The sequence below is a fragment of the Capnocytophaga periodontitidis genome, assembly GCF_016126015.1.
In the GTDB taxonomy this organism is placed as follows: Bacteria; Bacteroidota; Bacteroidia; order Flavobacteriales; family Flavobacteriaceae; genus Capnocytophaga; species Capnocytophaga periodontitidis.
This window is the reverse complement of the sequence record NZ_JAEFDB010000009.1, coordinates 90280-115467: the sequence shown is the minus strand read 5'-3', so window position 1 is coordinate 115467 and position 25188 is coordinate 90280. Positions and strand designations below refer to the sequence as shown.

General features: G+C 37.8%; 25 protein-coding genes. 13 read left to right on the top strand and 12 right to left on the bottom strand.

Translation table 11 applies throughout. The features are described from left to right. Positions 1-308: 308 nt before the first annotated feature. The 5 genes from I7X29_RS11875 to I7X29_RS11855 form a co-directional block, all read right to left on the bottom strand. Positions 309-719, bottom strand: a complete 411-nt coding sequence (locus tag I7X29_RS11875; protein ID WP_198474954.1) for a hypothetical protein — start codon at positions 717-719, stop codon at positions 309-311. Positions 720-835: 116 nt separating this feature from the next. Further along, positions 836-2077 carry a sulfate adenylyltransferase subunit 1 gene (locus I7X29_RS11870; protein ID WP_198474952.1) on the bottom strand — a complete coding sequence of 414 codons (1242 nt, stop codon included), beginning with the start codon at positions 2075-2077 and terminating at the stop codon, positions 836-838. Positions 2078-2169: 92 nt separating this feature from the next. Further along, positions 2170-3048: a hypothetical protein gene (locus I7X29_RS11865; RefSeq protein WP_198474950.1), complete on the bottom strand. Its 879-nt coding sequence runs from the start codon at positions 3046-3048 to the stop codon at positions 2170-2172. Between the two features lie 3 nt (positions 3049-3051). Continuing rightward, the gene (gene folK / locus I7X29_RS11860; protein ID WP_198474962.1) at positions 3052-4179 is read right to left on the bottom strand and encodes a 2-amino-4-hydroxy-6-hydroxymethyldihydropteridine diphosphokinase; all 1128 of its coding nucleotides are present in this window, start codon (positions 4177-4179) and stop codon (positions 3052-3054) included. A gap of 138 nt (positions 4180-4317) precedes the next feature. Next, positions 4318-5271, bottom strand: a complete 954-nt coding sequence (locus I7X29_RS11855; RefSeq protein WP_198474948.1) for a phosphoribosylaminoimidazolesuccinocarboxamide synthase — start codon at positions 5269-5271, stop codon at positions 4318-4320. Positions 5272-5400: 129 nt separating this feature from the next. On the opposite strand from I7X29_RS11855, the gene I7X29_RS11850 reads away from it, so the two are divergent. Continuing rightward, entirely contained in the window at positions 5401-6012 is a 612-nt protein-coding gene (locus I7X29_RS11850) for a fumarylacetoacetate hydrolase family protein (RefSeq protein ID WP_198474946.1), read from the top strand. A 43-nt stretch (positions 6013-6055) separates the two neighbouring features. Here the strand turns inward: I7X29_RS11850 and I7X29_RS11845 are convergent, their stop codons facing one another. The 4 genes from I7X29_RS11845 to I7X29_RS11830 form a co-directional block, all read right to left on the bottom strand. Further along, positions 6056-6466, bottom strand: coding sequence for a hypothetical protein (locus I7X29_RS11845; protein WP_198474944.1), 411 nt, complete (start codon positions 6464-6466; stop codon positions 6056-6058). A gap of 163 nt (positions 6467-6629) precedes the next feature. Continuing rightward, positions 6630-7406 carry a diadenylate cyclase gene (locus tag I7X29_RS11840; protein ID WP_198474942.1) on the bottom strand — a complete coding sequence of 259 codons (777 nt, stop codon included), beginning with the start codon at positions 7404-7406 and terminating at the stop codon, positions 6630-6632. Beyond that, complete coding sequence (folP, locus tag I7X29_RS11835; protein ID WP_198474940.1) at positions 7403-8221, bottom strand: dihydropteroate synthase; 819 nt, start codon at positions 8219-8221, stop codon at positions 7403-7405. The genes I7X29_RS11840 and folP overlap by 4 nt, the downstream gene beginning before the upstream one ends. A 27-nt stretch (positions 8222-8248) precedes the next feature. Further along, positions 8249-9667 (bottom strand): L-serine ammonia-lyase, encoded by a 1419-nt coding sequence (locus I7X29_RS11830; RefSeq protein ID WP_198474938.1) that lies wholly within the window; start codon positions 9665-9667, stop codon positions 8249-8251. Positions 9668-9835: 168 nt separating this feature from the next. Between I7X29_RS11830 and I7X29_RS11825 the strand changes: the two genes are divergently transcribed. From I7X29_RS11825 to I7X29_RS11810, 4 genes are all read left to right on the top strand, one after another. After that, positions 9836-12382 (top strand): DUF2339 domain-containing protein, encoded by a 2547-nt coding sequence (locus I7X29_RS11825; RefSeq protein ID WP_198474936.1) that lies wholly within the window; start codon positions 9836-9838, stop codon positions 12380-12382. Between the two features lie 133 nt (positions 12383-12515). After that, the gene (locus tag I7X29_RS11820) at positions 12516-13199 is read left to right on the top strand and encodes a PAS domain-containing protein (RefSeq protein ID WP_009413337.1); all 684 of its coding nucleotides are present in this window, start codon (positions 12516-12518) and stop codon (positions 13197-13199) included. 59 nt (positions 13200-13258) lie between these two features. Beyond that, on the top strand, positions 13259-13945 hold the full coding sequence (locus I7X29_RS11815) for a PAS domain-containing protein (protein WP_088594816.1): 687 nt from the start codon (positions 13259-13261) through the stop codon (positions 13943-13945). 140 nt (positions 13946-14085) lie between these two features. After that, a complete protein-coding gene (locus tag I7X29_RS11810) occupies positions 14086-15885 on the top strand; it encodes an AMP-dependent synthetase/ligase (protein ID WP_198474934.1) in 1800 nt (599 codons plus the stop codon). Between the two features lie 20 nt (positions 15886-15905). Here the strand turns inward: I7X29_RS11810 and I7X29_RS11805 are convergent, their stop codons facing one another. From I7X29_RS11805 to panB, 3 genes are read right to left on the bottom strand one after another with little or no spacing between them, the layout of a single operon-like run. Further along, positions 15906-16577, bottom strand: coding sequence for an RluA family pseudouridine synthase (locus I7X29_RS11805; RefSeq protein ID WP_198474932.1), 672 nt, complete (start codon positions 16575-16577; stop codon positions 15906-15908). After that, entirely contained in the window at positions 16468-17307 is an 840-nt protein-coding gene (locus I7X29_RS11800) for a YoaK family protein (protein WP_198474930.1), read from the bottom strand. Before I7X29_RS11800 ends, I7X29_RS11805 begins: the two co-directional genes overlap by 110 nt. After that, entirely contained in the window at positions 17307-18125 is an 819-nt protein-coding gene (gene panB / locus I7X29_RS11795) for a 3-methyl-2-oxobutanoate hydroxymethyltransferase (protein WP_198474928.1), read from the bottom strand. Before panB ends, I7X29_RS11800 begins: the two co-directional genes overlap by 1 nt. Positions 18126-18292: 167 nt before the next feature. Between panB and I7X29_RS11790 the strand changes: the two genes are divergently transcribed. The 8 genes from I7X29_RS11790 to I7X29_RS11755 all read left to right on the top strand — a co-directional run bounded on the left by I7X29_RS11790 (position 18293) and on the right by I7X29_RS11755 (position 25169). Next, positions 18293-18700: a hypothetical protein gene (locus I7X29_RS11790; RefSeq protein ID WP_198474926.1), complete on the top strand. Its 408-nt coding sequence runs from the start codon at positions 18293-18295 to the stop codon at positions 18698-18700. 58 nt (positions 18701-18758) lie between these two features. Beyond that, positions 18759-19622, top strand: coding sequence for a hypothetical protein (locus tag I7X29_RS11785; RefSeq protein ID WP_198474924.1), 864 nt, complete (start codon positions 18759-18761; stop codon positions 19620-19622). Next, positions 19619-19879 carry a GTP-binding protein EngB gene (locus I7X29_RS11780; protein WP_198466200.1) on the top strand — a complete coding sequence of 87 codons (261 nt, stop codon included), beginning with the start codon at positions 19619-19621 and terminating at the stop codon, positions 19877-19879. The genes I7X29_RS11785 and I7X29_RS11780 overlap by 4 nt, the downstream gene beginning before the upstream one ends. 65 nt (positions 19880-19944) lie before the next feature. Further along, positions 19945-22800 (top strand): DEAD/DEAH box helicase, encoded by a 2856-nt coding sequence (locus tag I7X29_RS11775; RefSeq protein ID WP_198474922.1) that lies wholly within the window; start codon positions 19945-19947, stop codon positions 22798-22800. Positions 22801-22853: 53 nt separating this feature from the next. Then, a complete protein-coding gene (locus tag I7X29_RS11770) occupies positions 22854-23141 on the top strand; it encodes a hypothetical protein (RefSeq protein ID WP_198474920.1) in 288 nt (95 codons plus the stop codon). After that, the gene (locus tag I7X29_RS11765) at positions 23141-23371 is read left to right on the top strand and encodes a hypothetical protein (protein WP_009413348.1); all 231 of its coding nucleotides are present in this window, start codon (positions 23141-23143) and stop codon (positions 23369-23371) included. Before I7X29_RS11770 ends, I7X29_RS11765 begins: the two co-directional genes overlap by 1 nt. Before the next feature lie 7 nt (positions 23372-23378). Then, positions 23379-23888 carry a DUF4252 domain-containing protein gene (locus tag I7X29_RS11760; RefSeq protein ID WP_198474918.1) on the top strand — a complete coding sequence of 170 codons (510 nt, stop codon included), beginning with the start codon at positions 23379-23381 and terminating at the stop codon, positions 23886-23888. A 6-nt stretch (positions 23889-23894) separates the two neighbouring features. Next, positions 23895-25169: a dihydrolipoamide acetyltransferase family protein gene (locus tag I7X29_RS11755; RefSeq protein ID WP_198474915.1), complete on the top strand. Its 1275-nt coding sequence runs from the start codon at positions 23895-23897 to the stop codon at positions 25167-25169. Positions 25170-25188 lie beyond the last annotated feature (19 nt).

Sequence of the window (25188 nt, the reverse complement as noted above, 5' to 3'; positions counted from 1 at the left end):
AAAATATATATAGTGTTTGGTTTTTATGGCGCAAAGCTATATATTATTTTGATAACCTCCAAGCGTTTTTAACATATTTTTTAAGCTTCTTTTACACTGTGTTAAAACAATCTAATCATCTTACTCAAAATCAAACTTTTATAAAAAAATATTTTATGTTGAATAGTTTTATAGTCAAGCAAAAATAAATTGCAAATAAACAAACCTACCTTATACATACCCACCCAGCGATTGCAGATTTCTATACAAAAAAAGCACAAATTTAGAGTTTCTAAATTTGTGCTGTAAAAATACTATTAGCTATTTTTCTAAAGTTGTTCGTCTAATATCACTGCGATAGGTCTACTTTTTTCAATCAAAGTTCTCGCTATTCCTATATTAGCTTTGTTTCGTTCTAAGGCTAAGAGGATAAAAAATTTCCCTGAATTTGAAACTCCAATAACATTAGTAATCTTATCAGTTTCAATAAGAATACTGTGAGTTTCTTTAACTCCTAAGGATTCACTTGAAGCAACTACTTTTTTCACTTGTTCTACAATAGTTGAGAAAAAGGGTGCAACTTCTTTTGCAATTTCTGAAATTCCTGTATTGGCTACTGATGATCCTATAATAGTTGCATCAGCACATCTAAGGATTCCACAAAAGATAAATCCTGACAAATTGGCTTTCATATCTAAGCATAGCTTGTCGACCATTTCTTGTAATTCTGTACCTGTCATACGCTTTATTTTTTATATGTTATTCAAGTGCAAATATAAACATAATACATATACCCTTTTCTTTTTTAACGTTATTTAACATTCCTATATGTATTGAGAAACTATTGAAAAAATTATCAATGTTCAATCATCACAGCTCCTACGGTAGCATTGCTAGTCTCATCAATGAGGATGGCGCTACCCATCGGAGGATTGCTTTGGAATGCATCATATACTAAAGGGGCAGCTGTTTTGAGTCGGATTTTTGCTATTTCGTTGAGTTTTACGCTTTCTACTCCTTCAGTTTGGTCAAGGGTATTGACATCAATTTTGTATTCAATTTCCTTTACAACGGCTTTTACAATCCTACTGCGTTGTTGTAACAAGTACTTATTGCCCTCGCGCAATTCACGTTTATCCATCCAGCACACAAGGGCTTCTATATCCTGACCTTGCTGAGGTTCAGCTCCTTGTTTGGCAAAATAGTCGCCACGAGAAATATCGATATCATCTTCGATATGTAACACTACAGGGTCACCTGCTTTGGCTTCAGCCACTTCTTCGCCATTGTGCTCTATCTTGCTGATTTTAGTCTTGATACCTTCAGGGAGTACCACTATAGCATCGCCTTTGCGATAAACACCCGATATGATTTGTCCTGCGTAACCGCGATAGTCGTGTAAGGCTTCAGTTTGAGGGCGTATTACATACTGTACCTGAAAACGAGGTTGATCGTAATTATCTTTGTTGATTTCTATAGTTTCTAAGAAGTCTAATAATGAATTTCCTTTGTACCAAGGCATTGCTTCGGTGGTATTCACAATATTATCACCTACAAAAGCCGAAATTGGGAAATAGTGCACACTTTTCAATCCTAAACGTTTGGCTATGCCTTCATACTCTTGCTGGATATTTTTGAATACCTCTTCACTATAGCCTACCAAATCCATTTTGTTTACAGCTACAACTACCTCTGGAATATTGAGCAGAGAGGCTATGATAGAATGGCGGCGAGTTTGTTCGGTTACACCATTACGAGCATCTACCAGAATGATAATAAGCTCGGAATTAGAGGCGCCAGTAATCATATTGCGGGTGTACTGCGTATGACCAGGGGCATCGGCGATGATAAATTTGCGTTTAGGGGTTGCAAAATAGCGATAAGCCACATCGATAGTAATACCTTGTTCACGTTCTGCACGAAGACCATCGGTGAGGATAGCGAGGTCTATACCATCATTGTTCTTATTTTTAGATTGTTGTTCGAGTGCCTCAAGCTGGTCGGCTAAAATGCTTTTACTATCATATAACAAACGACCGATGAGAGTACTTTTACCGTCGTCTACACTACCTGCGGTGATAAATCGTAATATATTCATTTGTAATCTATAAAGTCAATTTTTGGCAAAGATACAAATAATTACGAAATACGAGTTACGAATAGCGAAAATAATTTGTTAAGAGGAAAATATTAAGGGCGTTTTTCATAAGTTATCCAATTGGTATAGGCTATCTTATATTTCTTATCATTTGGATACTTGTAACGTATAGAAGCACGGATTTTTACAACCGGTTTATCAAAGTCTATTATGTCTTGGCAATTGATCATTTTATCAATTATGTAATAGACAAGGTTGTATTTCTCACCTTTCTGCAAAGTTATTTTGCAATCATCTAAATTTGCTGGAGGTACAGAAGGAGGTGGACAACCTTGTATATCTTTAGCTTTACCATTCTCATCTTCATATTGTAAACCAAAGTGAAACACATAATAAATATTGATTTCAATAGGTTTACCTGAGTAATTTACAATAACTGCCTCAGCATAATCTCGATTTGTATCGGTGTAGTTTAGTGTTGCTTGTACGCCAATTTTTGCATTAGACAAGGATTTTCCAAGGTATGTACGCAGCTTTTGTTGTACTTCTGTCCGATATTTTTCTACATAATTCAGTAAGTTTGAAGGATAAGTACATTTTTTCTCAAATACATCAAATTGGATATAAAAACATTGAAACAAAGGAATATTTAGTGTTTTTTGCAAATAAAGAAAAGCTACATCACCTTTGCGCAATGGTTTTTCTTTGGAACAGACCATTACTTTAAGATTTGTAGTATCAGTAATACTATTAAGCAATAGAGTGATAGCCTTACTATCTTCTTGATAGCGTTGATAATTGGTGTTTTGAAGTAGTTGTTGAGAAGCGACATCCCATTGTAGAGAAATATCATCGCTAAAAGGAATGGTCATTACTTCAGGCTCTTTAACAGCGGTAGAGGTAGATGATTGAGTATTACAATGGTTGAGGGCAATTGTAGAAAATACTAAAAGCAAAAATGTACATTTCATAGCTTAATTCTCACGGATTTTTTCAATGATAAACTCGTAATGAGTGTAGTGTTGCACAAAATCAAGGTCGGTTACATCGATGATAAGAGAATTGATAGCGGTATTCTTCTGTATAAAATCCAAATAGCCATAATGTATCTTTTTCAGATAATCAGGGGAGATGTTCTGTTCGTATTCCCTACCGCGTTTTTTGATATTCTCAATAAGGCGGTCGGTATTTTGATAGAGGAATACGTACAAATCGGGTTTGATGATTTGGCTATAGAGAATATAGAAGAGTTTGCGGTACAACACAAATTCATCATCAGTAAGAGTTACCTTAGAGAAAATGAGGGATTTGAAGATATCGTAATCGGAAACGACAAACTCTTTAAACAAGTCGGTTTGTGCTAATTGTTCGCGCATTTGTTGGTATCGTTCAGTAAGGAACGACATTTCGAGTGTAAAGCCGTATTGTTTAGGATTTTCATAGAATTTAGGCAAGAAAGGATTATCGGAAAACTGTTCTAAAATCAGTTTAGCATTGAAGTCTTTGGCGATTTTAGTTGCCAAGGTAGTTTTACCAGATCCTATATTACCTTCAATAGCGATGTACTTATAATTCAAAAACGGCGACTTTTGTGCGGGAAATGACAGTTGATCGGACAAGCGTTGCACGGGTGAGGTATCATCAGTAGTTCGGAGTAGTTGGGCAACTGTTTTTTTAAGTACGGGGTGTACTTTGAGGTCATCGATATTAGCTAAAGGCTTAAGCACAAACTTACGGTGTTGCAAGAGAGGATGCGGTATGGTAAGTCTATCGGTATGAATCACTTCATCGTCATAGAAAAGTATATCGAGGTCAATTGTACGCGATTGGTAGCCTTTAGAGTGAGGCATACGTTCGCGCCCTAGTTCGTGTTCTATTTGCAAGAGTTGCATTAGCACCTGCTCAGGAGAGAGGAAGGTGCGGCAGAGCAGACAAGTGTTGAGGAAAGCCTCGCCAGAAAATCCCCAAGAGGGTGTTTCGTAGATAGGAGCTATATCCACAATGGTACCTACTCGCATAGCGATGCCTTCAATGGCTTGCTGTAGGTAGGCTTTGCGGTTTCCTAAGTTACTCCCTAATGATATGTAGACGTCGTGGTTCAATTGACAATTAATAATTAACAAAAGTCTCAGTGTTTTGACACAATTTGAGACTAACTTTGCCAAAGGTGCAAGCCACAATGGACAATTAGAAACTTTGGCAAAGTAGAAGCAAGAATGCTATTTTTATTGATTCTTTGATTATTGGTTTTGTAAAAATCGTAATATATTGTCGTAGATGCGGTTTTCTATATCGGTAGTATCGGCAGGGAGGAATTTTTCACCCATAATATTTTCATAGAGTTCGATATAACGATCGGAAACGGATTGTACATATTCATCACTCATCGCTGGTATTTTTTGTCCTTTTTCGCCTTGGAAGCCTTGTGAGATGAGCCACTGGCGTACAAATTCTTTGGAGAGTTGGATTTGAGGTTCGCCATTTTCTTGGCGTTCTTCATAGCCTTCTTTATAGAAATAACGGGAAGAATCGGGGGTGTGAATTTCGTCGATGAGTACGATTTCACCATCGCGGGTTTTACCGAACTCATATTTGGTATCTACCAAAATCAAACCGTGTTTAGAAGCAATTTCGGTACCTCGTGCGAAGAGGGCATAGGTATATTTTTCCATCAAACGATAATCGTCTTCATTTACAATTCCGCGGCGAATGATTTCTTCACGTGAGATATCCTCGTCGTGCAAACCTTGTTCTGCCTTAGTAGCAGGGGTGATAATGGGGTGTTGAGGGAACATATCAAACTCGCGCAATCCTTCTGGTAAAGGCACGCCTGAGAGCTTGCGCACACCATTTTTGTAGAGACGAGCTGAGTGACCTGCAAGATAACCGCGAATCACCATTTCTACTTTTAGAGGTTCGCACACTTGACCTATAGAGACGTTAGGGTCGGGAGAGGCTATAAGCCAATTAGGCACAATATCTTCAGTTTGTTGCAAGAATTTTACAGCTATTTGGTTTAGTATCTGACCTTTATAAGGGATGCCTTTGGGTAGAATGGCATCGAAAGCTGAAATACGATCGGTGGCAATCATAATGAGGGTATCATCTTTTAATTGATACACATCACGTACTTTCCCTCTGTAAACAGACTTTTGTTTAGGGAATTTAAAGTTTGTTTTTGTTATGGTATTCATCTTCGTAAAAAGTTTTTAAAATCTCTTTTTTCGGGGCAAAGGTATAAAATAATTACGAATTACGAGTTACGAATTATGAAAAAATACTACTTTTGCAATATCATTTTTATACGTAAAAAAGTAAAGACTATGAAAATCATTTGTATAGGAAGAAATTACCGCGAGACTATCGAAGAAAACAATCAAACACCACATCAACCTATAGTAGTGTTTATGAAACCTGACACAGCTATCCACAACCTCGAGATTCCTTATTACATTCCTGATTTTACACAGGATTTGTATTACGAAATAGAATTAGTGCTGAAAATCAACCAAAATGGGAAGTGTATTTCGGAGAAGTTTGCGCATAAATATTACAACGAGATTGCTGTGGGTATTGATTTTACGGCTTGCGATCTACAAACTGAATTGAGCCAAAAAGGGCTGTCTTGGGAGCAAGCAAAGGCTTTTGACGGCTCGGCTATCGTAGGAAAATTTGTATCTAAAGAAATGTTTAGCAACTCCTCCCCTATTGAGTTTCACTTAGATAAAAACGGCTCTACTGTACAAGAGGGCAATACGAAACAAATGCTTAGAGGCTTTGACACTATCATTGCCGAAGTATCACAGTACTTTACCCTTCGCAAAGGCGACCTTATCTTTACAGGAACGCCCAAAGGAGCAGGGAAAGTAGTGGCAGGTGACTTATTAGAGGGATTTTTAGGAGATGAGAAGAGTTTTAGCTTGAAAATTAGATAATTTGGAAATTAGCAAATTTGGGAGTTAGCCCCCGAGTGTAATTTTACCTATTTAGTCCCTCTATCTTCCTGAAATTATAGCCAAGAGTTTTTCCTATTTTCTTTTGTAGGAAAGGTGTGGCTGAACCTGCAAAAATAAGGTCATCACCTCTGTAAATAGTAACTGCTTTAGTAGAAGATGTGAAAATGAGAGTCATTTTTTGCTGTCCGTTTCTATAAAAATAGAAAGTATCACATACATCATTAACCAAAGGATAGGCTTCGTTAAACGATTTCTTTTGTTGTAAAGCGTTTAACAATTTAACTCCTTTGTTATAGTGGATTTTTTTAATTGTCTCAACAATTTGTTCTTCAGGAAATCCTTCTATATTAGGCGAGGTTTCTTTAGTATAGCCACTGCTACTCACTACTATCACACTGTCGATAGAGCCTCTATAAAGTTTTTCCCATTGCATTGCTGTGGAAAGTTGGCTAAAACAGAGGTTGTATAAGCTAAAAAAAAGTATTAAAAACAGGAACTTCATATCATATTATCATTAGGAGTTTTAAACTTTATCAAAGGTGCGAGCCGCACCGGCAATTAAGGACTTTGACAATGTGTGTGATACAAAAGCAATTTTAAAAATCAGCTTGTATAGCTTTGATGAGTTCATCGGGGTCTTTGAATTTTACAAAAGCTCCATTCTTGAAGTAAGAGATATGCCCTGTTTCTTCAGAGACTACTAATGCAGTAGCATCGGTTTTTTCGGTAATGGAAATAGCGGCGCGGTGGCGCAAACCATAGCGTTTAGGCAAATTGATTTCACTTGCTACTGGCAATATCACTCTTGTTGCTACAATATGGTCGTCTTTTATCACTATAGCTCCATCGTGTAGCGGGCTGTTTTTATAAAAAATACTTTCGATAATAGGCTCAGAAAATTCTATATTCACCTTGTCACCCGTTTCAGTTACAAAATCAAGGGGCATATTGTGTTCTAAAACGATGAGTGCTCCTGTATTGGTAGTTCCTAATTTCAAACATACATTTACCAAACTTTCGATATTGAGTACAATTTCCTTTTCTTTGAAAAAATGAAATACGCGTTGTAACTTGTTACGCGCTGTGATATTAGTAGAGCCCAATGTGAGCAAAAATCGACGTATTTCCTGCTGGAACACAACTATTAATGCAAAGACTCCTACCCCGATAAACTGACCTAATATACTACTGAGCAACTGCATTTGCAGGGCTTCAGTAATTTTCCATATCAGGTAGATAATCACAATCCCCATAAAAATATTGATAGCTACCGTACCCCGAATCAATCGGTAGAGGTAGTACAAGAGAGATGCAAATAGCAGTATATCAATCGCATCGACAACTGTAAAGTCTAAAATATCGAATAGTTTCATTGTATTTTTTCAAAGAGTGTTACACATTCTTTAGCTTCTTTTACATCGTGTACCCGCAAGATGTGTGCCCCTTTCATCAAGGCGATGGTATTGACTATGGTAGTAGCGTTCAGTGCATTGGCAGGGTCAGTTTCTAACAGTTTGTACAACATCGACTTGCGGGAAAAACCTACCAATAACGGACAACCCAAACACTGAAATAGTTCTAAGTGCTTCAAAACTTCGTAATTCTGGTCTAAGGTTTTAGAGAATCCAAAGCCTACATCTACTATAAAATCATTAATTCCTGCTTCTAAGGTTTTAGCTTTGCGCTCGGAGAAATAATAGCGGATATCACTAATGATATCCTTATAATCAGTATGTTGTTGCATTGTTTGGGGTGTACCTACAAGATGCATCGCAATATAAGGTACCTGAAATTGTGCAACAATGGGCAACATCTGCTCATCTAAGAGTCCAGCAGAAATATCGTTGATTATACAAGCTCCTTCTAAGAGCGATTGGCGTGCTACTTCACTGCGAAAAGTATCTACCGAGATACGTATCTCAGGAAAATGTTGTACCAAAGAGCGCACTACAGGTACTACCCTATTAAGTTCTTCTGTTTGTGAAACTTCAGGCGCATTGGGGCGGGTACTATAGCCCCCTACATCAATAAAATCAGCCCCTTGAGCGAGCATTGTTTCAGCGCGTTGCAAGAGTGTTTTTTCGGTTACACGACTCCCTTCGTAAAAAGAGTCGGGGGTATGATTGAGGATTCCCATCACTCTGGGGGTATCCATAGAGAGCAATTCTCCTTTACAATTGATGGTCATAGGTATCAGGCATTAGGGGTTAGGGGGTTAGCAGTCTGCCATATTTACGGCGACGGCTAAACCACCTTCGGAGGTTTCTTTGTATTTAGAGTTCATATCTTTGGCTGTTTGCCACATTGTATTGATAACCTTATCCAAAGGAACTTTCGCATTCTTAGGGTCGGTTTCGATAGCCAATTCGGCAGCGTTAATCGCTTTGATTGCCCCCATAGCATTGCGCTCAATACAAGGGATTTGCACCAATCCGCCAATAGGGTCACAAGTAAGCCCCAAGTGGTGTTCCATTGCTATTTCGGCAGCGATGAGCACCTGCTCAGGAGAACCTCCTAAGAGTTCACAGAGCGCACCTGCCGCCATTGCTGATGACACCCCTATCTCGGCTTGACAACCACCCATAGCCGCCGAGATGGTTGCCCCTTTTTTGAAGAGACTGCCTATCTCGCCTGCCACCAAAAGAAATTGCTGAATGTGCTCTTCGGTAGCCTGTTGGTTTTCAATAGTTACATAGTAGAGCAACACCGCTGGAATTACTCCTGCACTACCATTGGTAGGTGCGGTAACCACACGCCCTAACGAAGCATTCACTTCATTGACTGCCAGTGAAAAACAACTCACCCATTTGAGGATTTCGCGGAACTTGATATTCGTTTTCTTGATAGAGTTCAGCCAATTTTCAGGACTATCATAAGTAACTACCCCAATGAGGTTCTTGTGTATATCATAAGCGCGACGACGCACGTGCAAGCCGCCAGGGAGTACCCCCTCGGTATGGCAACCTATATAAGTGCATTCCAACATTGTATGCCATATACGCATCAATTCGCTGTGTATTTGCTCCTCGGTGCGCAAGGATTTTTCGTTTTCATAAACTATTTCGGATATTTTCTTACCCTCTTGGCGACAATAGTTTATCAGTTCTTCTGCTTTATCGATAGGGAAAGGAAAATTGCGTCGGTTATCATCTTTAGTTATTGCTTGTTCACCTTCTTTTACTATAAAGCCGCCCCCTACCGAGTAGAAAGTAGAAGCATAACTGAAGTCGTCACCTTCAGCAGTAAAAGTGAGTCCGTTTGCGTGAAAAGGCAAGAAATTTTTGTTAAAAACTATATTTTCTTTAGGGTTGAAGTTGATAATCTGTTCATTACCCAAGCAAAGTTTTTGATTATTTGTAATAGCCGTAATAATTACGTCTAAACTCTCAATAGGCACATACTCAGGGTCGGCGCCACTAAGCCCGAGCATTACTGCCAAATCGGTAGCGTGCCCCTTGCCAGTAAGGGAAAGAGAACCGTACAAATCAATGTGTACTTTCGTTGTTTTGGACAATAGATGCTTTTCTCTCAATTCCTTGAGGAAAGCCTCGGCAGCACGCCAAGGTCCTAAAGTGTGAGAGCTGGAAGGTCCTACCCCTATTTTGAGCATATCAAATACGCTTATTCGTTCCATTTAATTTACTATAAGAGTTTTAAGATTGCAAAAGTAAAGAGAAATTTGGAATTTAGCAAAATTTTATTCGGGTAAAGAATTGATGTAGAATATTTTTTAATTTTTTTATTTGTTTATTATTATTTGTTTTATATCTTTGTGCTTTCAAACGAAAATTCTCAAAAGAATATGATTACCAATAAAGAATTAGACTCCTTAATACACAAGGTAGATGGGGCTGTAGATAGACAATACGATTTCATCAGAGAGATGAAAGGTATCAAAAACTACCTTTGGGAGCTAAAAGCTACAATGCAGGAAAGCCCTGTAGAAGAGATTGTAGCTCCTCCAATTGTAGAGACAACTATAGCTCCTGTTGTACCTGAGGTAGTTGAGGAAGAAAAACTTACACCTACAATAGTAGAAGAAAAACTTACACCTGCAGCAATGGAAAATATTGTAGAAAAAACTCCTGAAGAAACAGTGGAAAAAGTTATAGAAGAAGTTACAGAACCCCCTATTATTACCCCTCAAATAATAGAAGAAGCAAGCAGTGAAGAAACTGCTATTGCACCTCAGCCTGCAGTGGAAGAAAACCAATCTTACCATAGCAGAAAACCTGATTTTGAAAAACAGGTAGACGATTGGTTCAAACCTAAAGAAGCTATCAATTGGGAACGCTTTATCGGTGAAAACTTATTCAGCAAAATAGGAATAGGTATCATCATTATTGGGGTGTTCATAGGGGTAAAATACTCTATAGAACACGATTTGATTAGCCCCGCAATGCGATTGGTATTAAGCTACTTAGTGGGTGTAGGACTCTTTGCAGCAGGAGCGATGCTCAAAAAGAAATACGAAAACTTCAGTGCAGTACTCGTAAGTGGAGCAATGACGATTTTCTACTTTGTTACCTTTATAGGCTATTCGGTATTTAATTTCTTCCCGCAGTCGCTTACCTTTGTGCTGATGTTCCTCTTTACTGCCTTTACGGTAGCTGCTTCGCTGAATTACAACAAAGTAGTGATTGCTCTCATAGGCTTAGTAGGCAGTTATGCTGTACCATTCTTACTGAGCGATAACTCAGGGCGTGTATCTATTTTGTTTGCTTACACAGCTATCATCAATATAGGAGTACTCATCATTTCGTTCTACAAACAGTGGCGTTCACTCTATTTATCGGCTTTTGCTTTCACTTGGCTAATGCTGTTATCACTGTGGGGTAACACTTATAAATACAACGATTTCACACCTTATTTCATCTTCAATTTAGTTACTTTTCTCACTTTTTATATAGCTTTTATCTTCCAGAAAATACATCAGGAAAAAGAGTTGAAGGAAATAGATGTAGTGTTATTTCTCTCCAATAGTTTGCTGTTCTTCGGTATGGGAGTGTGGTATATTTACGACTATTACACTATGGAAAACCGTACTATTATGGCCATGTTCACTTTGGCAAATGCCTTATTACACTTTGGGGTAGCCTACTATTTCCACGTAAAAAAATTCCCTTCACAAGCTCTAAAATACTTGATATTAGTATTGGCACTATCTTTTGCTACTTTGGTGATACCTATCCAGTTTAAGGGCTCTTGGATTACAGTGTTCTGGAGTGCCGAAGCAGCTTTGCTCTTCTGGTTTGGCCGTCGCAAAAACTTGCTGGTATACGAGCGAATTTCATACACTGTAATGGTATTGGCGAGCATTAGTTTGATAATCGATTGGGTAAAAGCTCCTAATATTTTGTACATTGTAAACCCAGATAAATTCATCTATTTAACTCCTTTTGGTAACGCATTGTTCATCAACGCATTGTTATATAGTGCTGCTTTTGGTTTTATGGCATATACACACCGTTTAACAGAGCTCGTTAATAAAGAGATTTACAAACTACTTACCTTTGTGTTGAACATTTTGTGTGTAGGGTCGCTCTACTTTATATTTTTTAGAGAAATAGGCATTCTATGTGATGTGAGAGCCCTCCAGCAAACACCTAATCTTACCGACAACTATGCTGCTTGGGAAACCTTGAATAACTTTAAAACTGTATGGAGAACAGTGTATAGTTTGCTATTTGTTGCTGTTTATACCTTGCTGAATGTAAGAGTTTTCAAGTCTAAAACATTGGGTGAAATACAATTTGGCATCGGCATAGTGCTCGCATTCATTTTTATGACCTTAGGTTTATACACTTTTAGTGAATTGAGAGAAAGCTACCTCGCCAATCCACAGTTATCACTTTGGTTTTTGAATGTTAGATATGTAGGGATCGCAGTTTTCGCCGTATTCTGTTATACAGCCTACTTATTGAGTCGTTTTCTCACTTTGAAAGAAGAAATACAAAAAAGTTTAGAGTTTGTTCTACACCTTATTATCTTATGGGTTGCCAGCAGCGAGCTCTTGCATTGGACAGAACTTTATCGTTCGGCTTCTAACTACAAATTAGGACTTACCATCTTGTGGGGTTCTTATGCACTGCTTTTAGTAGTCTTGGGTATTTTCAAACAAAAGAAATATTTGCGCATTTCGGGTATTGTACTTATCGGTTTCAGTATGTTAAAATTATTCTTGTACGACACCACCCATTTAGATGCTTTGCGAAAGACTATTGTATTTGTAATTCTCGGTTTCTTGGTGCTTGTAGCGTCATTCTTTTACAACAAGTACACAAACAAGATTGAAGAATCAGATAAAGCAGAGAACAATAACACTACAGATAACAATGTAACGAATTGATATTCAAAAGTGTAAAAAAGTAACTTTTAAACATATTAAAATTTTATGAAAAGTTTAAGAAAGAAAAAGCTTTTCATATTAAGAAACTTTGTACTTTTGTGCGATAATAACCAATATAAAATAAAATTTTGTAATGATTAGAGATTACAGAGACATTGAGCTCACTGTAGAGCGCCCTACTCCAATTGACAAAGAAGTAAATTGGAACAAATCACAAGTAGTGATTAGTGAAACCGACGTTTATGGTCGTATTACTAACGTGAATGATGTATTTTGCAATGTTTGCGGCTATTCACCAGAAGAGATGATAGGGCAACCTCACAGCATTATTCGCCACCCCGATATGCCTAAACTCGTTTTTAAACTCCTTTGGGATAACCTTAAAGTAGGTAACAACTTTATTGGGGTAATTAAAAACTTAGCTAAAAGCGGTGAATACTATTGGGTAATTACCGATTTTGAAATGCGTCGCGATGCGATGGGTAATATCACACACTATATCGCTCGCCGTAAATCAGTACCTAAAGCTGTAATTGAGAACTATGTAGCGCCACTGTATGACACCTTGTTAAAACTTGAAAAAGTAGGTGGTATGGAACTCAGCTCTCGTTTCTTCAAAAACTACTTAGCTAAACAAGGTAAGGATTATATCGATTTCATCATCGATGTAATGAATGAAAACCGCGAAAATGTAGCCTTTGAAGAAATACCTGTATCATCAGTAGATACCAGCACTGTAGTATCCGATGATATCGTAACAATGAACGAAGCACAAAATGAAAAACGCAAAAGTTTCTTTAGCAAACTATTTACCTAAAAGAAATTTAGCTGTTTTTAAAAAAATCAAATTAATTAACAATAAAAAAGAGAAATAATATGTCAGATTTTCAAAATCCAGTACCTACTATTGAGCGCCCTACACCTGTAGATCGTGAAGTACAATGGGATAAGAGCAAAGTGCTCATCAGCGAAACTGATGCAGCAGGAACTATTACCAACGTAAACGATGTGTTTTGCTCGGTAGCACACTACTCAGCCGAAGAACTTATTGGGCAACCTCACAACCTTATTCGCCACCCCGATATGCCTAAATTGATTTTTAAACTCCTTTGGGATAACTTGAAAGTAGGCAATAACTTCGTAGGGGTAATCAAAAACTTAGCAAAAACAGGTGAATACTACTGGGTAGTAACCGATTTTGAGATGCGTCGCGACGAAACAGGTAAAATTACACACTACATTGGTAGACGTAAATCAGTGCCTGAATCGGCTATCACTAATTACGTAGCCCCTTTCTATGATTCACTCTTGAAGATGGAAAAAATAGGTGGTGTAGAGCTCAGCAATCGTTTCTTCAAAAACTACTTGGCTAAACAAGGGAAAGACTATATCGACTTTGTAATCGATATTATGTCGGAAGGACAACAACAAACCTTTAGCGCAGAAACTGTTTCAGCAGTGGATAGTACACCAGCATCTGTAGCTGTATCCGATGACATTTTGAATGTAGACGACTCAATGAACGAAAAACGCAAAAACTTCTTTGAACGTTTGTTTTCTTAGTAATAAATTTTCATTGATTATACAAAGGAATGGAGCAATGCTCTGTTCCTTTTTTTTGTGGTATGAGATTTGTAACTCGCATATTGCTAATTGAAAAATATTTTATACTTTTGCCCCGATTAATTAATTCAATAACGAAAATGAATTTAACAGCCTATCATTTTGTGTCGCTGTTCCGCAATAATGTGCAGCAATACCCACAAAAAGATGCCTTAATGGGAAGAAATACAGCTTCTCAATGGAAAGGTATCACGTGGGAAACTTTAGGCAATACTACTACTCTTCTTTCTAAAGCCCTGCTTTCATTGGGTGTACAACCCCAAGAAACTGTAGGAATTCTCTCTCAAAACACTCCTCAATGGTCGCTTGCCGATCTTGCTTGCTTGCAAATACGCGCTATTACAGTGCCTATATACACTACAAACACAGCTGAACAAGCTCTTTACGTGATGAATCACGCTGAAGTGAAAGTACTATTTGTAGGCGATGAAAAACAATACCAAAAAGTACTTCAAGTTGCCAACCAATGTCCATCGTTACAAATGATTGTGGTATGTGACAACGAGGTTGCTCTCACCGAAAAACAATATTCCATTCATTGGAACGACTTTTTAGCACTCGGCAGTAGCTCTCAGTACGATGTTGAGTTTGAAAAACGCCTCAAAGAACGCAACTTAGACGACCTTTTTACGATTATCTACACATCGGGTACTACTGGTGAACCCAAAGGAGTAATGCTCTCCTACGAAAACTTAGCTTTCCAAATGATAGGACATACTGAGCGCCTATCAACTGTAGATAATACCGATTCTTCTTTAGCTTTTTTACCCTTATCACACGTTTTTGAACGTGCTTGGACGTTTTTCTGCCTTTATAAAGCTGTTACGGTATACTATTTAGACGATACTAATTTAGTACGTGAAGCCCTTGCCCAAGTGCGCCCCACTTTGATGTGTGCCGTACCTCGCTTTTACGAAAAGATATTTGCAACAGTGCACGACAAAGCCGATGCTTCCTCTTTTGTGAAACGCAAACTCTTTCGCTTAGCTATCGCTACGGGCAAACGTGTATTAGCGCTGCGCGAACAAGGAAAAAAACCTTCGTTAATACTGCAAAAAGCCTACAATCTTTTTGATAAGTTAGTATACAAAAAACTAAAAGAAGCCCTTGGCGGTCGCATTAAGTTTATGCCTTGCGGGGGAGCTAACCTCGAACCCAGTATTGGTAGGTTTTTCCAATCAATTGGTATTAATTTGAAATTGGGTTATGGAATGACTGAAACAGTTGCTACCATATCTTGCTGGGGTGACAATCGCATCAATCCACAATCGGTAGGGGAAGTAATGCCTAATGTACAAGTGCGTATAGGTGAAGATAACGAAATATTAGTAAAAGGAGGAATGGTGATGAAGGGCTATTATAAAAAACCTGAAGAAACAGCTAAAGTATTCACGCCCGACGGATATTTGCGCACCGGTGATGCCGGTAATTTAGACGGCAACAACAACCTCTTTATTACTGAACGCCTTAAAGAATTGATGAAAACCTCTAATGGCAAGTACATTGCTCCACAAATGATTGAAGGTAAAGTGGGCAAATATAACCTTATTGAACAGATAGCTGTAATTGCCGATGGTAAAAAATTTGTTTCAGCACTTATTGTACCTAACTTCGAGATGTTGTTACAAGCCTTAAAAGACCTCAATATTAAGTATAAAAATACAGCAGATTTAATCAAACACAGTCAGGTGATTGAGTACATAGGCAAGCAGTTACAAAAATTTCAAAAAGACTTACCTGACTACGAACAAATTAAGAAGTTTACACTACTTCCTTCTGCTTTTACGATTGAACGCAACGAGATTACCCCTTCGCTAAAGTTGAGAAGAAAGGTGATTTACGCTAATTACAGTCGTGAAATAGAAGCGATGTACAAATAAATTAACTATAATTAGCCAATTTACCAATTAGGAGCTACCTCAATAGAGATAGGTTCCTTTTTAACGGGGTGTAAAAAGCGGAGACTATGAGCGTGAAGACAGATACCGCCATCGGGATTTGAGCGTTTAGCTCCATACTTCAAGTCGCCTTTGATATGCAAGCCAATGGCAGCCAATTGTGCTCTTATTTGGTGATGTCGCCCTGTAATAAGGTCGATTTCTAATAAATAATAACGATTATAAGTTTTTAATAGTTTATAGTGCAGTACAGCTTTCTTGCTATGCTGCACTTCTTTTTGATGCGCTACTGATTTATTTTGTTTTTCATTGCGCACTAACCAGTGGGTAAGCATACCTTCCTCGGCTGGAGGGGCAGCATCTACCAAAGCCCAATAAGTTTTTTGCACTTCTTCCTTATTAGCAAACATCGCATTGAGACGTGAAAGTGCCTTAGATGTCTTAGCAAAAAGTAGTACCCCTGTAGTAGGGCGGTCTAATCGATGAACTACCCCGAGAAACACCTCCCCAGGTTTGTTGTATTTTTTCTTAAGATAAGCCTTAACAATATCGCTTAGGGGTATATCACCCGTCTTGTCGCCCTGAACTATGTCGCCTGCTCGCTTGTTTACGGCGATAACGTGATTGTCGTCGTAGAGCACGTCGACGTTTTCGGCGTTTGTGATAAGTTTCATAATGTCGTTTATTAGTGAAGTAGAGAAAGCGCATTCCATCGTAAAAAAGTCCGATGAGGAGTATGATTACCGAAATGGAGAGAGTATATATAGAGAGTCCTTGTGCAATATAGAAATAACCTGCACTAAATCCTCCTAAAAAGAAAAACGCAATGATGAAAAGTCGCAATCGGATAGTGTTTTTCAGTTGCGTGTGTTGATTTTCATAGTGATTGCGACTTAAGTAAAGCCTTTGAGAGAGTTCAATACCCAAATCGGTAAAAAGCCCTGTAAGGTGAGTGGTGCGCACTACCGAGTTGGAGATTTTGGTTACAAAAGCATTCTGTAACCCCATAGCAAAGAGCAAGATACAAGCCGTTACATCTGTAGGAATCGCTTCGGGGAAAAAGAAGTGTAACCCCATTACCAATAGCAAGGCAAAACACTCTAAGAGTGTAGGTTTCAGATATTTATTTTGGGTACGGTGATAATTAGCATTTTCAATGAGCAGTCCCGAAGTAAAAGAGCCCAACAAGAAAGCAAAGATATAAAGAAAGTAAATCAATCCTTTCCAAAATTCGGCCACCGATACATCATAAATAAAATAAGCAAAGTGCCCTGTAACATTAGTGGTTAGTTTGCCCACAAACAAAAAGCCCGTAACGTTCACCATTCCTGCAACGAATGAGAGCACTACGGCTATTTGTAAATTGTGTTTAGCAGTTCGCTTTTTACCTTGATGACGGAACATTAGTATTGTTCATTTTCATTAGGAAATTCTACGGCTTTCACATCTTGGATGTAATGAGTTACAGCCTCGTTGATGATTTCTTGCAAATTAGCATATTTTCGCAAAAATTTAGGGTGAAACTCATTGCTCATTCCCAGCATATCGTGCATTACAAGTACCTGACCATCAACAGCACTACCTGCGCCAATTCCAATGATAGGTATACGCACACTTTTAGCTACTTCTTCAGCTAATTTAGCAGGTATTTTTTCCAATACAATAGCAAAACAGCCTAATTGTTCAAGCAATTTAGCATCTTCTTTGAGTTTTTGCGCCTCAGCTTCTTCCTTAGCTCGCAAAGCAAAAGAACCAAACTGATGAATTGATTGTGGCGTAAGCCCTAAGTGCCCCATCACAGGAATACCTGCATTCACAATGCGTCTGATACTTTCGGCTTCTTCCTTACCTCCCTCTAATTTAATAGCGTGAGCCCCACTTTCTTTCATTATACGCGTAGCCGAACGCAATGCCTTTTTAGGGTCGGACTGGTAAGTACCAAAAGGCAAATCTACTACTACCAAAGCACGGGTAACCCCTCTTATTACAGACGAAGCGTGATAAATCATCTGGTCTAAGGTGATAGGCAATGTTGTTTCGTGTCCTGCCATTACATTACTAGCGGAGTCGCCTACCAAAAGTACATCGATACCAGCGGAATCTAATAATTTTGCAAAAGTATAATCGTAGGCGGTAAGCATTGAAATCTTTTCGCCATTGGCTTTCATCTCTATTACCGATTTGGTAGTTACACGTTTGTATTCTTTTCTAACTGCTGACATTTCTTTTTGTAGTTTAAAAATCGCGGCAAAGATATAAATAATTAACAAATTAGCCAATTTGTTGATTAGCAAATTTCAAACTGTCTCTTAACGAAAAAAACTTTTCTCTTATTCTTCTAAAAAATAATTGCTACCTTTGCATCACGAACATCATATCTCATAGCGCTATGTATAGATTTGGACAACCTAAAAGTTTAGAGACAATTACTGCCAAAGATGTAATTGATAACAAATTATGGGTTTGGGTTTGGGAAGCAAACCTCGAAGAAGAATACCCCGAAGATTACCAAGTACCTGTATTGGGAATTGACAATTTAGAAAACGATTTTGCCGAGCCCATCATTACTTTCTACGTAAAAGGTCATAACGATTTGATAGCTTCAGCAAGTTATGATTTTTCTAAAGATTGTTTGTATGCCATTAGTATATGCTTTAAAAATGAATGGTTCTTGTTAAACAATTGTCCTTTTCTTGAAGATCCTATTGAATTGAGTGCTGCTATGAAGATTAAAAATCAAGAAAACCAAAGTTTTATCTGTCAGTCAAAATTAGAAGATATCGCATATCCTAAGTAAATAAATGAATATCAACATTAAAGAATCTATAGAAGAAATGACTGCTGCCTTATTGCGTATGGCAGATAATATTTGTTATAACAAAATTTCTCGTAAGGTTGTTTATTTTACAAGACTGATTAAAGAAAAACAAAAAAGAGAAGATTTTGAAGAGGCTGACAGAAATACTTTTCAACTTTATAAAAAAGGAAAATTCCTTACTGCTGAACAATTAGTAACCGAAATTAAAAAGCATCAGAAATATCTCAATGAGGTAGATCTCAATTTGTATTTTTCCTCTGCTGAAAAGACAGTAGTTTTAGTTTGCTTGATATTTACTGAGAAAAAGAATTGGTTTAGTTACAAACTTTCAGAAAGACTCATCTTTCATTGTGGCATAAGAATATCTCCAAGCTATAGCACAAATGAAGAAAAGGAAAAAATGGATGCCAATTGGCATTTAGATAAATTTTTCGCCAAAATGACAAAAGAAGAAATAAAATTTTTAGTGGTAGTATTTAGGCAAATATACCTCTCAATACAAAGGGTTAATGACGCAGAAAAAGAGGCGTACTTTTCTTTTTTTGCAGAAAGAATGAAATATTACCTATATGCTCAACGTTTATTGAAGAAAAAGACGCAGCAAGAAGAAATTAAATTGAGATATATTGCTATGTACGAAACGCTTAACAAATTTATCCTTTTTGTAAAAGAAAAGCCATACCCCGCTTATGAGTTAAGATATGAGATATTTAAGTTTACAGCTAATATATACAGCTATTTAGAATCAAAACTCTTTTTTAGCAATCGGAAAAAATATGCTTATGTAGAACATTACAATCAAAACGATTTACACGGTCAAACTTTTGATACGATTGAAGAAGTGCTTAACAAATTAGGCTGTCAAAACATCATAACCGATATTCACAACACTACAATATGATACCCCCTGAAAAAAACAGACGAGCTATAAAAGCTATACACAATTTGATGATTCGTTTAAAAATAAATATCGTTCAAGAATTACCTCATAGAGAACTTTATAACCTTATAGATGAATTAGAATATCTACCTATTTTGCTATTAAACAAGGAAGATAGGACGCAAGAATTTGAAGAGTATTTGAAAAAAATTTGTTCACAATTCCAATGTATGCGCATTTGGGAACAATATCAAAATGAGGAAGAGCCTTATTATTAATCAACACTCTACAATGTTTTTACACCTCCAAATTTGCTAACCCTCTAATTCACTAATTAATCATAATGTTTTTATTTTTCGACCTTTCCTATACACCTCTCTTAGAACTCCATTTGCCCACTGCCTATATAGGTGAAACGCAAAACGGATTCCTTTCTTTCTACAAAAAAGCAACTCCTCAAGTACTCGAAAGTTTAGCTAATTGGCAATTATCATCTGCCGAAAAAGAGGCTTTAACATTAGTAAATAATCTGCAAACCAATGTTCTTTACAATAAATACGCTAAAAAAGGAGAGACTTTTGAAAAACTATTCCAAAATCCTGCCACTAAAAAGTATATCCAAGAGCAAATAGAGGAACAAACTCACCAATTGCTTTTACTTATTGCTGAAAAAGAGCTATTTTTAACCATCAACTATTCCCCTAAGGACGATATTTCCAAAAAAAGACGCTTTATAACTAACGAAATACTCGAACCTCTATTAGTTTTCGAGAAAAAAGAAGAGGGTATTGCCTACCGCTTGTATATAGAAGAAAACGGACAAAAACACTTGCCTCATCAGTGCCAAATTGAACTGCTCAACAACACTCACACGTGGATTACTCTAAACCAAAAAGTAGTGCGTATCGCTCACATCAAAGCATCTCACTTGAAACCTTTCCTCAACAAAGAGGAGACTTTTATTCCTGAAAGAAATCTACAAGAATATTTTGACAAATTTCTTCAAAAAATTCTACGCAATACCCAAGTAGAAGCTATTGGTTTTGAAATCATCGAAAAAACAAGTCTAAAAAACACTGAAATAGAACTTATTCACGATTTTTTTACCAATCAGTACAAAATTGTACTTCATTTTGATTACGATGGCTATACTTTTAAAAGCAATCAAAACAAAAATGTACATTCTCAACTAAAAATTGACAAAAATAACCATATTACTATCTACAAATACAAGAGAAATACCAAAGAAGAAACTCAAATAAAGCAACACCTCACCGATATAGACTTCAATGAGGAAAGCGGCGTTTTTTCGCTACAAAACCCCGACCCTTTTGCGGCTTATTTTCACTTGCTACACCACCAGCAAAGGCTTAGTGAACAAGGATTCACCTTTCGCCCGTTTTTGGTAGACGGAAAAGAGGTGAATATGAGCACTTCAGAGCTTATTTATAGCAATACCAGCACCCAAAACGACTGGTTTGACCTTTCTATTGAGGTAAAACAAGGAGAAAACAGCTTCCATTTTAAGAATTTAATCGCCAATATCAAGGAAAACAATCCTATTTACACACTTTCTGACGGAAAAATCTTTATTATTCCGCAAGAGTGGTTTAGTAAATTCAGCAGTATTGCTAAACACAGCAAGCAACAAGGCGGAAAACTGCAATTAGCAAAGAATAATTATGCTCTTTTAGAGGCTATTCCTGAACTCAAACCGGAAAATATTGTCGAAAAGGTAACCTATACCCCCTCCCCTAACCTACGAGCAACCTTGCGACCTTACCAAGTGGAAGGCGTAGAATGGCTTTTACAACACTATCACAACGGGGTAGGCGCTTGTTTAGCCGACGATATGGGATTAGGTAAAACCTTGCAAACCATTGCTTTATTGGTTGCCATTCACGATACTCTCCCTCTAAAAGAAAACAACTTCACCGATCTCTTTTCGGCTACCGAACCTCAAAAAGAAACTCTAAAAGTATTAGTAATATTACCCTCGTCTCTGCTCTTCAATTGGTACGACGAGACCAAACGTTTTGCTCCTCATTTCAAATGCACCCAATACATAGGCAGTAGCAGCGAACGCAAAACAAAAATACGCCGGCTTACCAATTACGATGTGGTATTCACCTCCTACCCTATCGTGGAACGCGACGGCAAAGAACTCGAAAAACTCGAATTTAGGTATATCATTTTAGACGAGAGTCAGCGTATTAAAAACAAGAATTCCAAAACCTTTAAAGCAATCAATGCCTTGAAAGCTGAGCATCGCATCGCTCTCAGTGGAACTCCTATAGAGAATGCTCTAAGCGATTTATGGGCACAAATGCAGTTTATCAACCCCGGTCAGTTAGGTACTTACAATTTTTTCCACAAACATTACGAGGTAGAAATCAGCAAGAAAAAGAATCCACAAGCCTTAGAAGAACTCAAAACTTTGGTAGGTAAACACATTTTGCGCCGTACCAAAGAACAAGTACTCAGCGATTTACCCGATATAGAAGAACAACTCGCCTACTGCCCTATGAGCGAAGCCCAAGCCCAATGGTACGAGAGAGAAAAATCTAAAGTACGCAACCAGCTATTAGAAGCCTCAGAGCCCATCAGCGAGTTCAATGCCCTGCAAATGCTCACCAAATTGCGACAGATAAGCAACCACCCTGTATTGGCAGATGCCCAAAGCACTATCCCTTCAGGTAAGTACCAAGAGGTAATTAGCTATATGGAAACACTCCACACCGCACAACACAAAGCACTTATATTCAGTAGTTTTGTAAAACATTTAGAACTCTTTGAAGCGTGGTGTAAAACCCATAAAATAAAGTACGCCAAACTCACGGGAGCTACTGCCTCTCACGAGCGAAAAAGCCAAGTAGAAGCCTTTCAAAACCAAGAAGATGTGAACTTCTTTTTTATCTCACTCAAAGCTGGTGAAGTAGGACTCAACCTCACAAAAGCCTCGTATGTATTGCTATTAGACCCTTGGTGGAATCCGTTTTCCGAACGCCAAGCCATTGCACGCGCCCACCGTATAGGGCAAGAAAACAAAGTGAACGTCATCCGATTTGTAAGCAAGGATAGTATAGAAGAAAAAATTATCAAACTACAAGAAAATAAAACCGAACTATTTGAGAATGTAATAGATGAAAATCACATCGTTAGAGATATTATCTCCCAAATGGATAGCCTATTGGAATAATTTTTGTAATTTGTTCATTGTTAATTCTCAATATTTTTTTACCTTTGCGCATTATGAAGATTAAACTATTTCATTTACAGAAGAACAAACGTTTCAACTATACCCCTCGTTACTACGAAGGAAAGGAACAAGGCAACGCTTTTGAAATGGGGTCACGCATTCGCCGAGACCGCGAAACAGTAACCAATCATTTTACTGAAGAATGGCGTGCTATCCGCAACGAGAGTAGAAACAAAAAAAATGCAGGTACAAACAAAACCTTTTGGATTGTACTAGCAATACTAATACTTATCACTCTCTATTTTCTTGATTTCGACCTATCTATATTCAAACACAACTAATGAAAAAAACAATACTAATAAGTTTAATAGTCGTGCTTGTAGTGGCAGGTATAGGCTATTACCTCAAACAACGCCAAGAAGAACAGCAAGTCGCTCAAAAAGTGTACAGCGAAGTAAAACAAGGCTTACTGATGATTTCTAAAGAATACAATAAAGGCGTTGAAAAAGTAGAACTCCTACAGCAATATGAGGAAGCAAAACACAAAATAATAAAAGAAGAACCTAAATAATAATCTTATGAAAATAAAAAGCTTAGTAATCCTATCAGCAGCTTTTGTATCAATGAGTATAAGTGCTCAAACCTCTTTTGAGAAATTAGAAGCTAATAAAGATATCAATACGGTGGTAGTCTCTCAAAAAATGTTTCAAATGCTCTCTAAAATAGATAGTAAAGATGCTGATGCTAAAGAATTTATGGAAGTAGCCAACAAGCTCAAAGGAATGAAAATATTCACTACCGAGAATACCACAGCAGCTACCCAAATGAAAACTGAAGCCTTAGCTTATGTAAAAACCGCTGCACTATCAGAATTAATGCGCGTTAAAGACAAAGCTCAAAACGTGAAATTCTACACCAAAGGAGGAAAAGATGCAAACAACGTAGCCGAACTCCTAATGTTAGTAGAACCCTCAGGAACCTCTAAACAAACCGTTGTTCTATCACTCACAGGCGACATCAACCTGAATAAGATAGGCGTATTAACCAAAAATATGAACCTCCCTCAAGAGGTGAAAGACCTAAAGTAGCACAAAATGGCAAAATATGAATTGAAATTACCCTCAATGGGCGAAAGTGTAGCTGAAGCTACTATTACCAATTGGCTTAAAAAAGTAGGCGATCCTATTGAAGCCGAAGAAACTATTGCAGAAGTAGCCACCGATAAGGTAGACTCCGAAGTGCCTTGTGAAGTATCGGGCATCGTAGCCGAAATACTCTTCAAAGTAGATGAAGTAGTGAAAGTAGGACAAGTAATGGCTATCATAGAAACTGAAGCTGAAGCTAATGCACCACAGGCTACAGCCGAAATACCTACTATTCAACAAACGGCTAAAAACTTAACACAGCAAATCGCTGAGATAAAAGAAACACTTGCTGCACCTATTAATTTTAGCAGTAGTGAACGCTTTTATTCGCCCTTGGTGAAGAATATTGCTAAAAAAGAAGGTATCAGCCTTGATGAACTAAATCATATACAGGGTACAGGTTTGAATAACCGCGTTACCAAAGACGATATTTTAGGTTATTTAGCACATAGAACTCAAGCCCCTATCACAAGCACCTCTCCTATTTTTGCAACAACTACCTCTTCTTTTGTTGAGGGAGATGAGCGCATAGAGATGAGCCGTATGGGCAAACTCATCGCTGAGCACATGACAATGAGCAAGCAAACCTCAGCACACGTACAAAGCTTTACCGAAGTTGATGTTACTCGTATTTGGCAATGGCGCAACAAGGTAAAGAAAGCCTTTGAAGCCCGTGAAGGTGAGAAAATTACCTTTACTCCTATCTTTATGGAGGCAGTAGCCAAAGCCTTGGTAGATTTCCCAATGATGAACATTTCGGTAGAAGGCAATACAATTATCAAGAAGAAACACATCAATATAGGGATGGCGACCGCCCTCCCCGACGGTAACCTCATTGTACCTGTAATTAAAAACGCTGATACTCTTAACTTGCGTGGAATGGTAAAAACTGTAAATGATCTTGCAGTACGTGCACGTGCAGGTCAGCTAAAGCCTGATGAGGTGAAAGATGGCACTTATACAGTTACCAATATAGGTTCATTTGGCACTTTGTTTGGCACTCCTATTATTAATCAGCCACAAGTAGGAATTTTAGCGATTGGTGCTATTTGCAAAGTCCCTGCTGTAATAGAAACTCCTGAAGGTGATGTAATAGGCATCCGTTACAAACTGATGCTCTCCCATAGTTATGACCACCGCGTGGTAAATGGTGCTTTAGGCGGAATGTTTGTACAACGTGTCGCTGAATATCTCGAAAAATGGGATATGAACAGAAATATTTAACAACTGATTATTTATAACA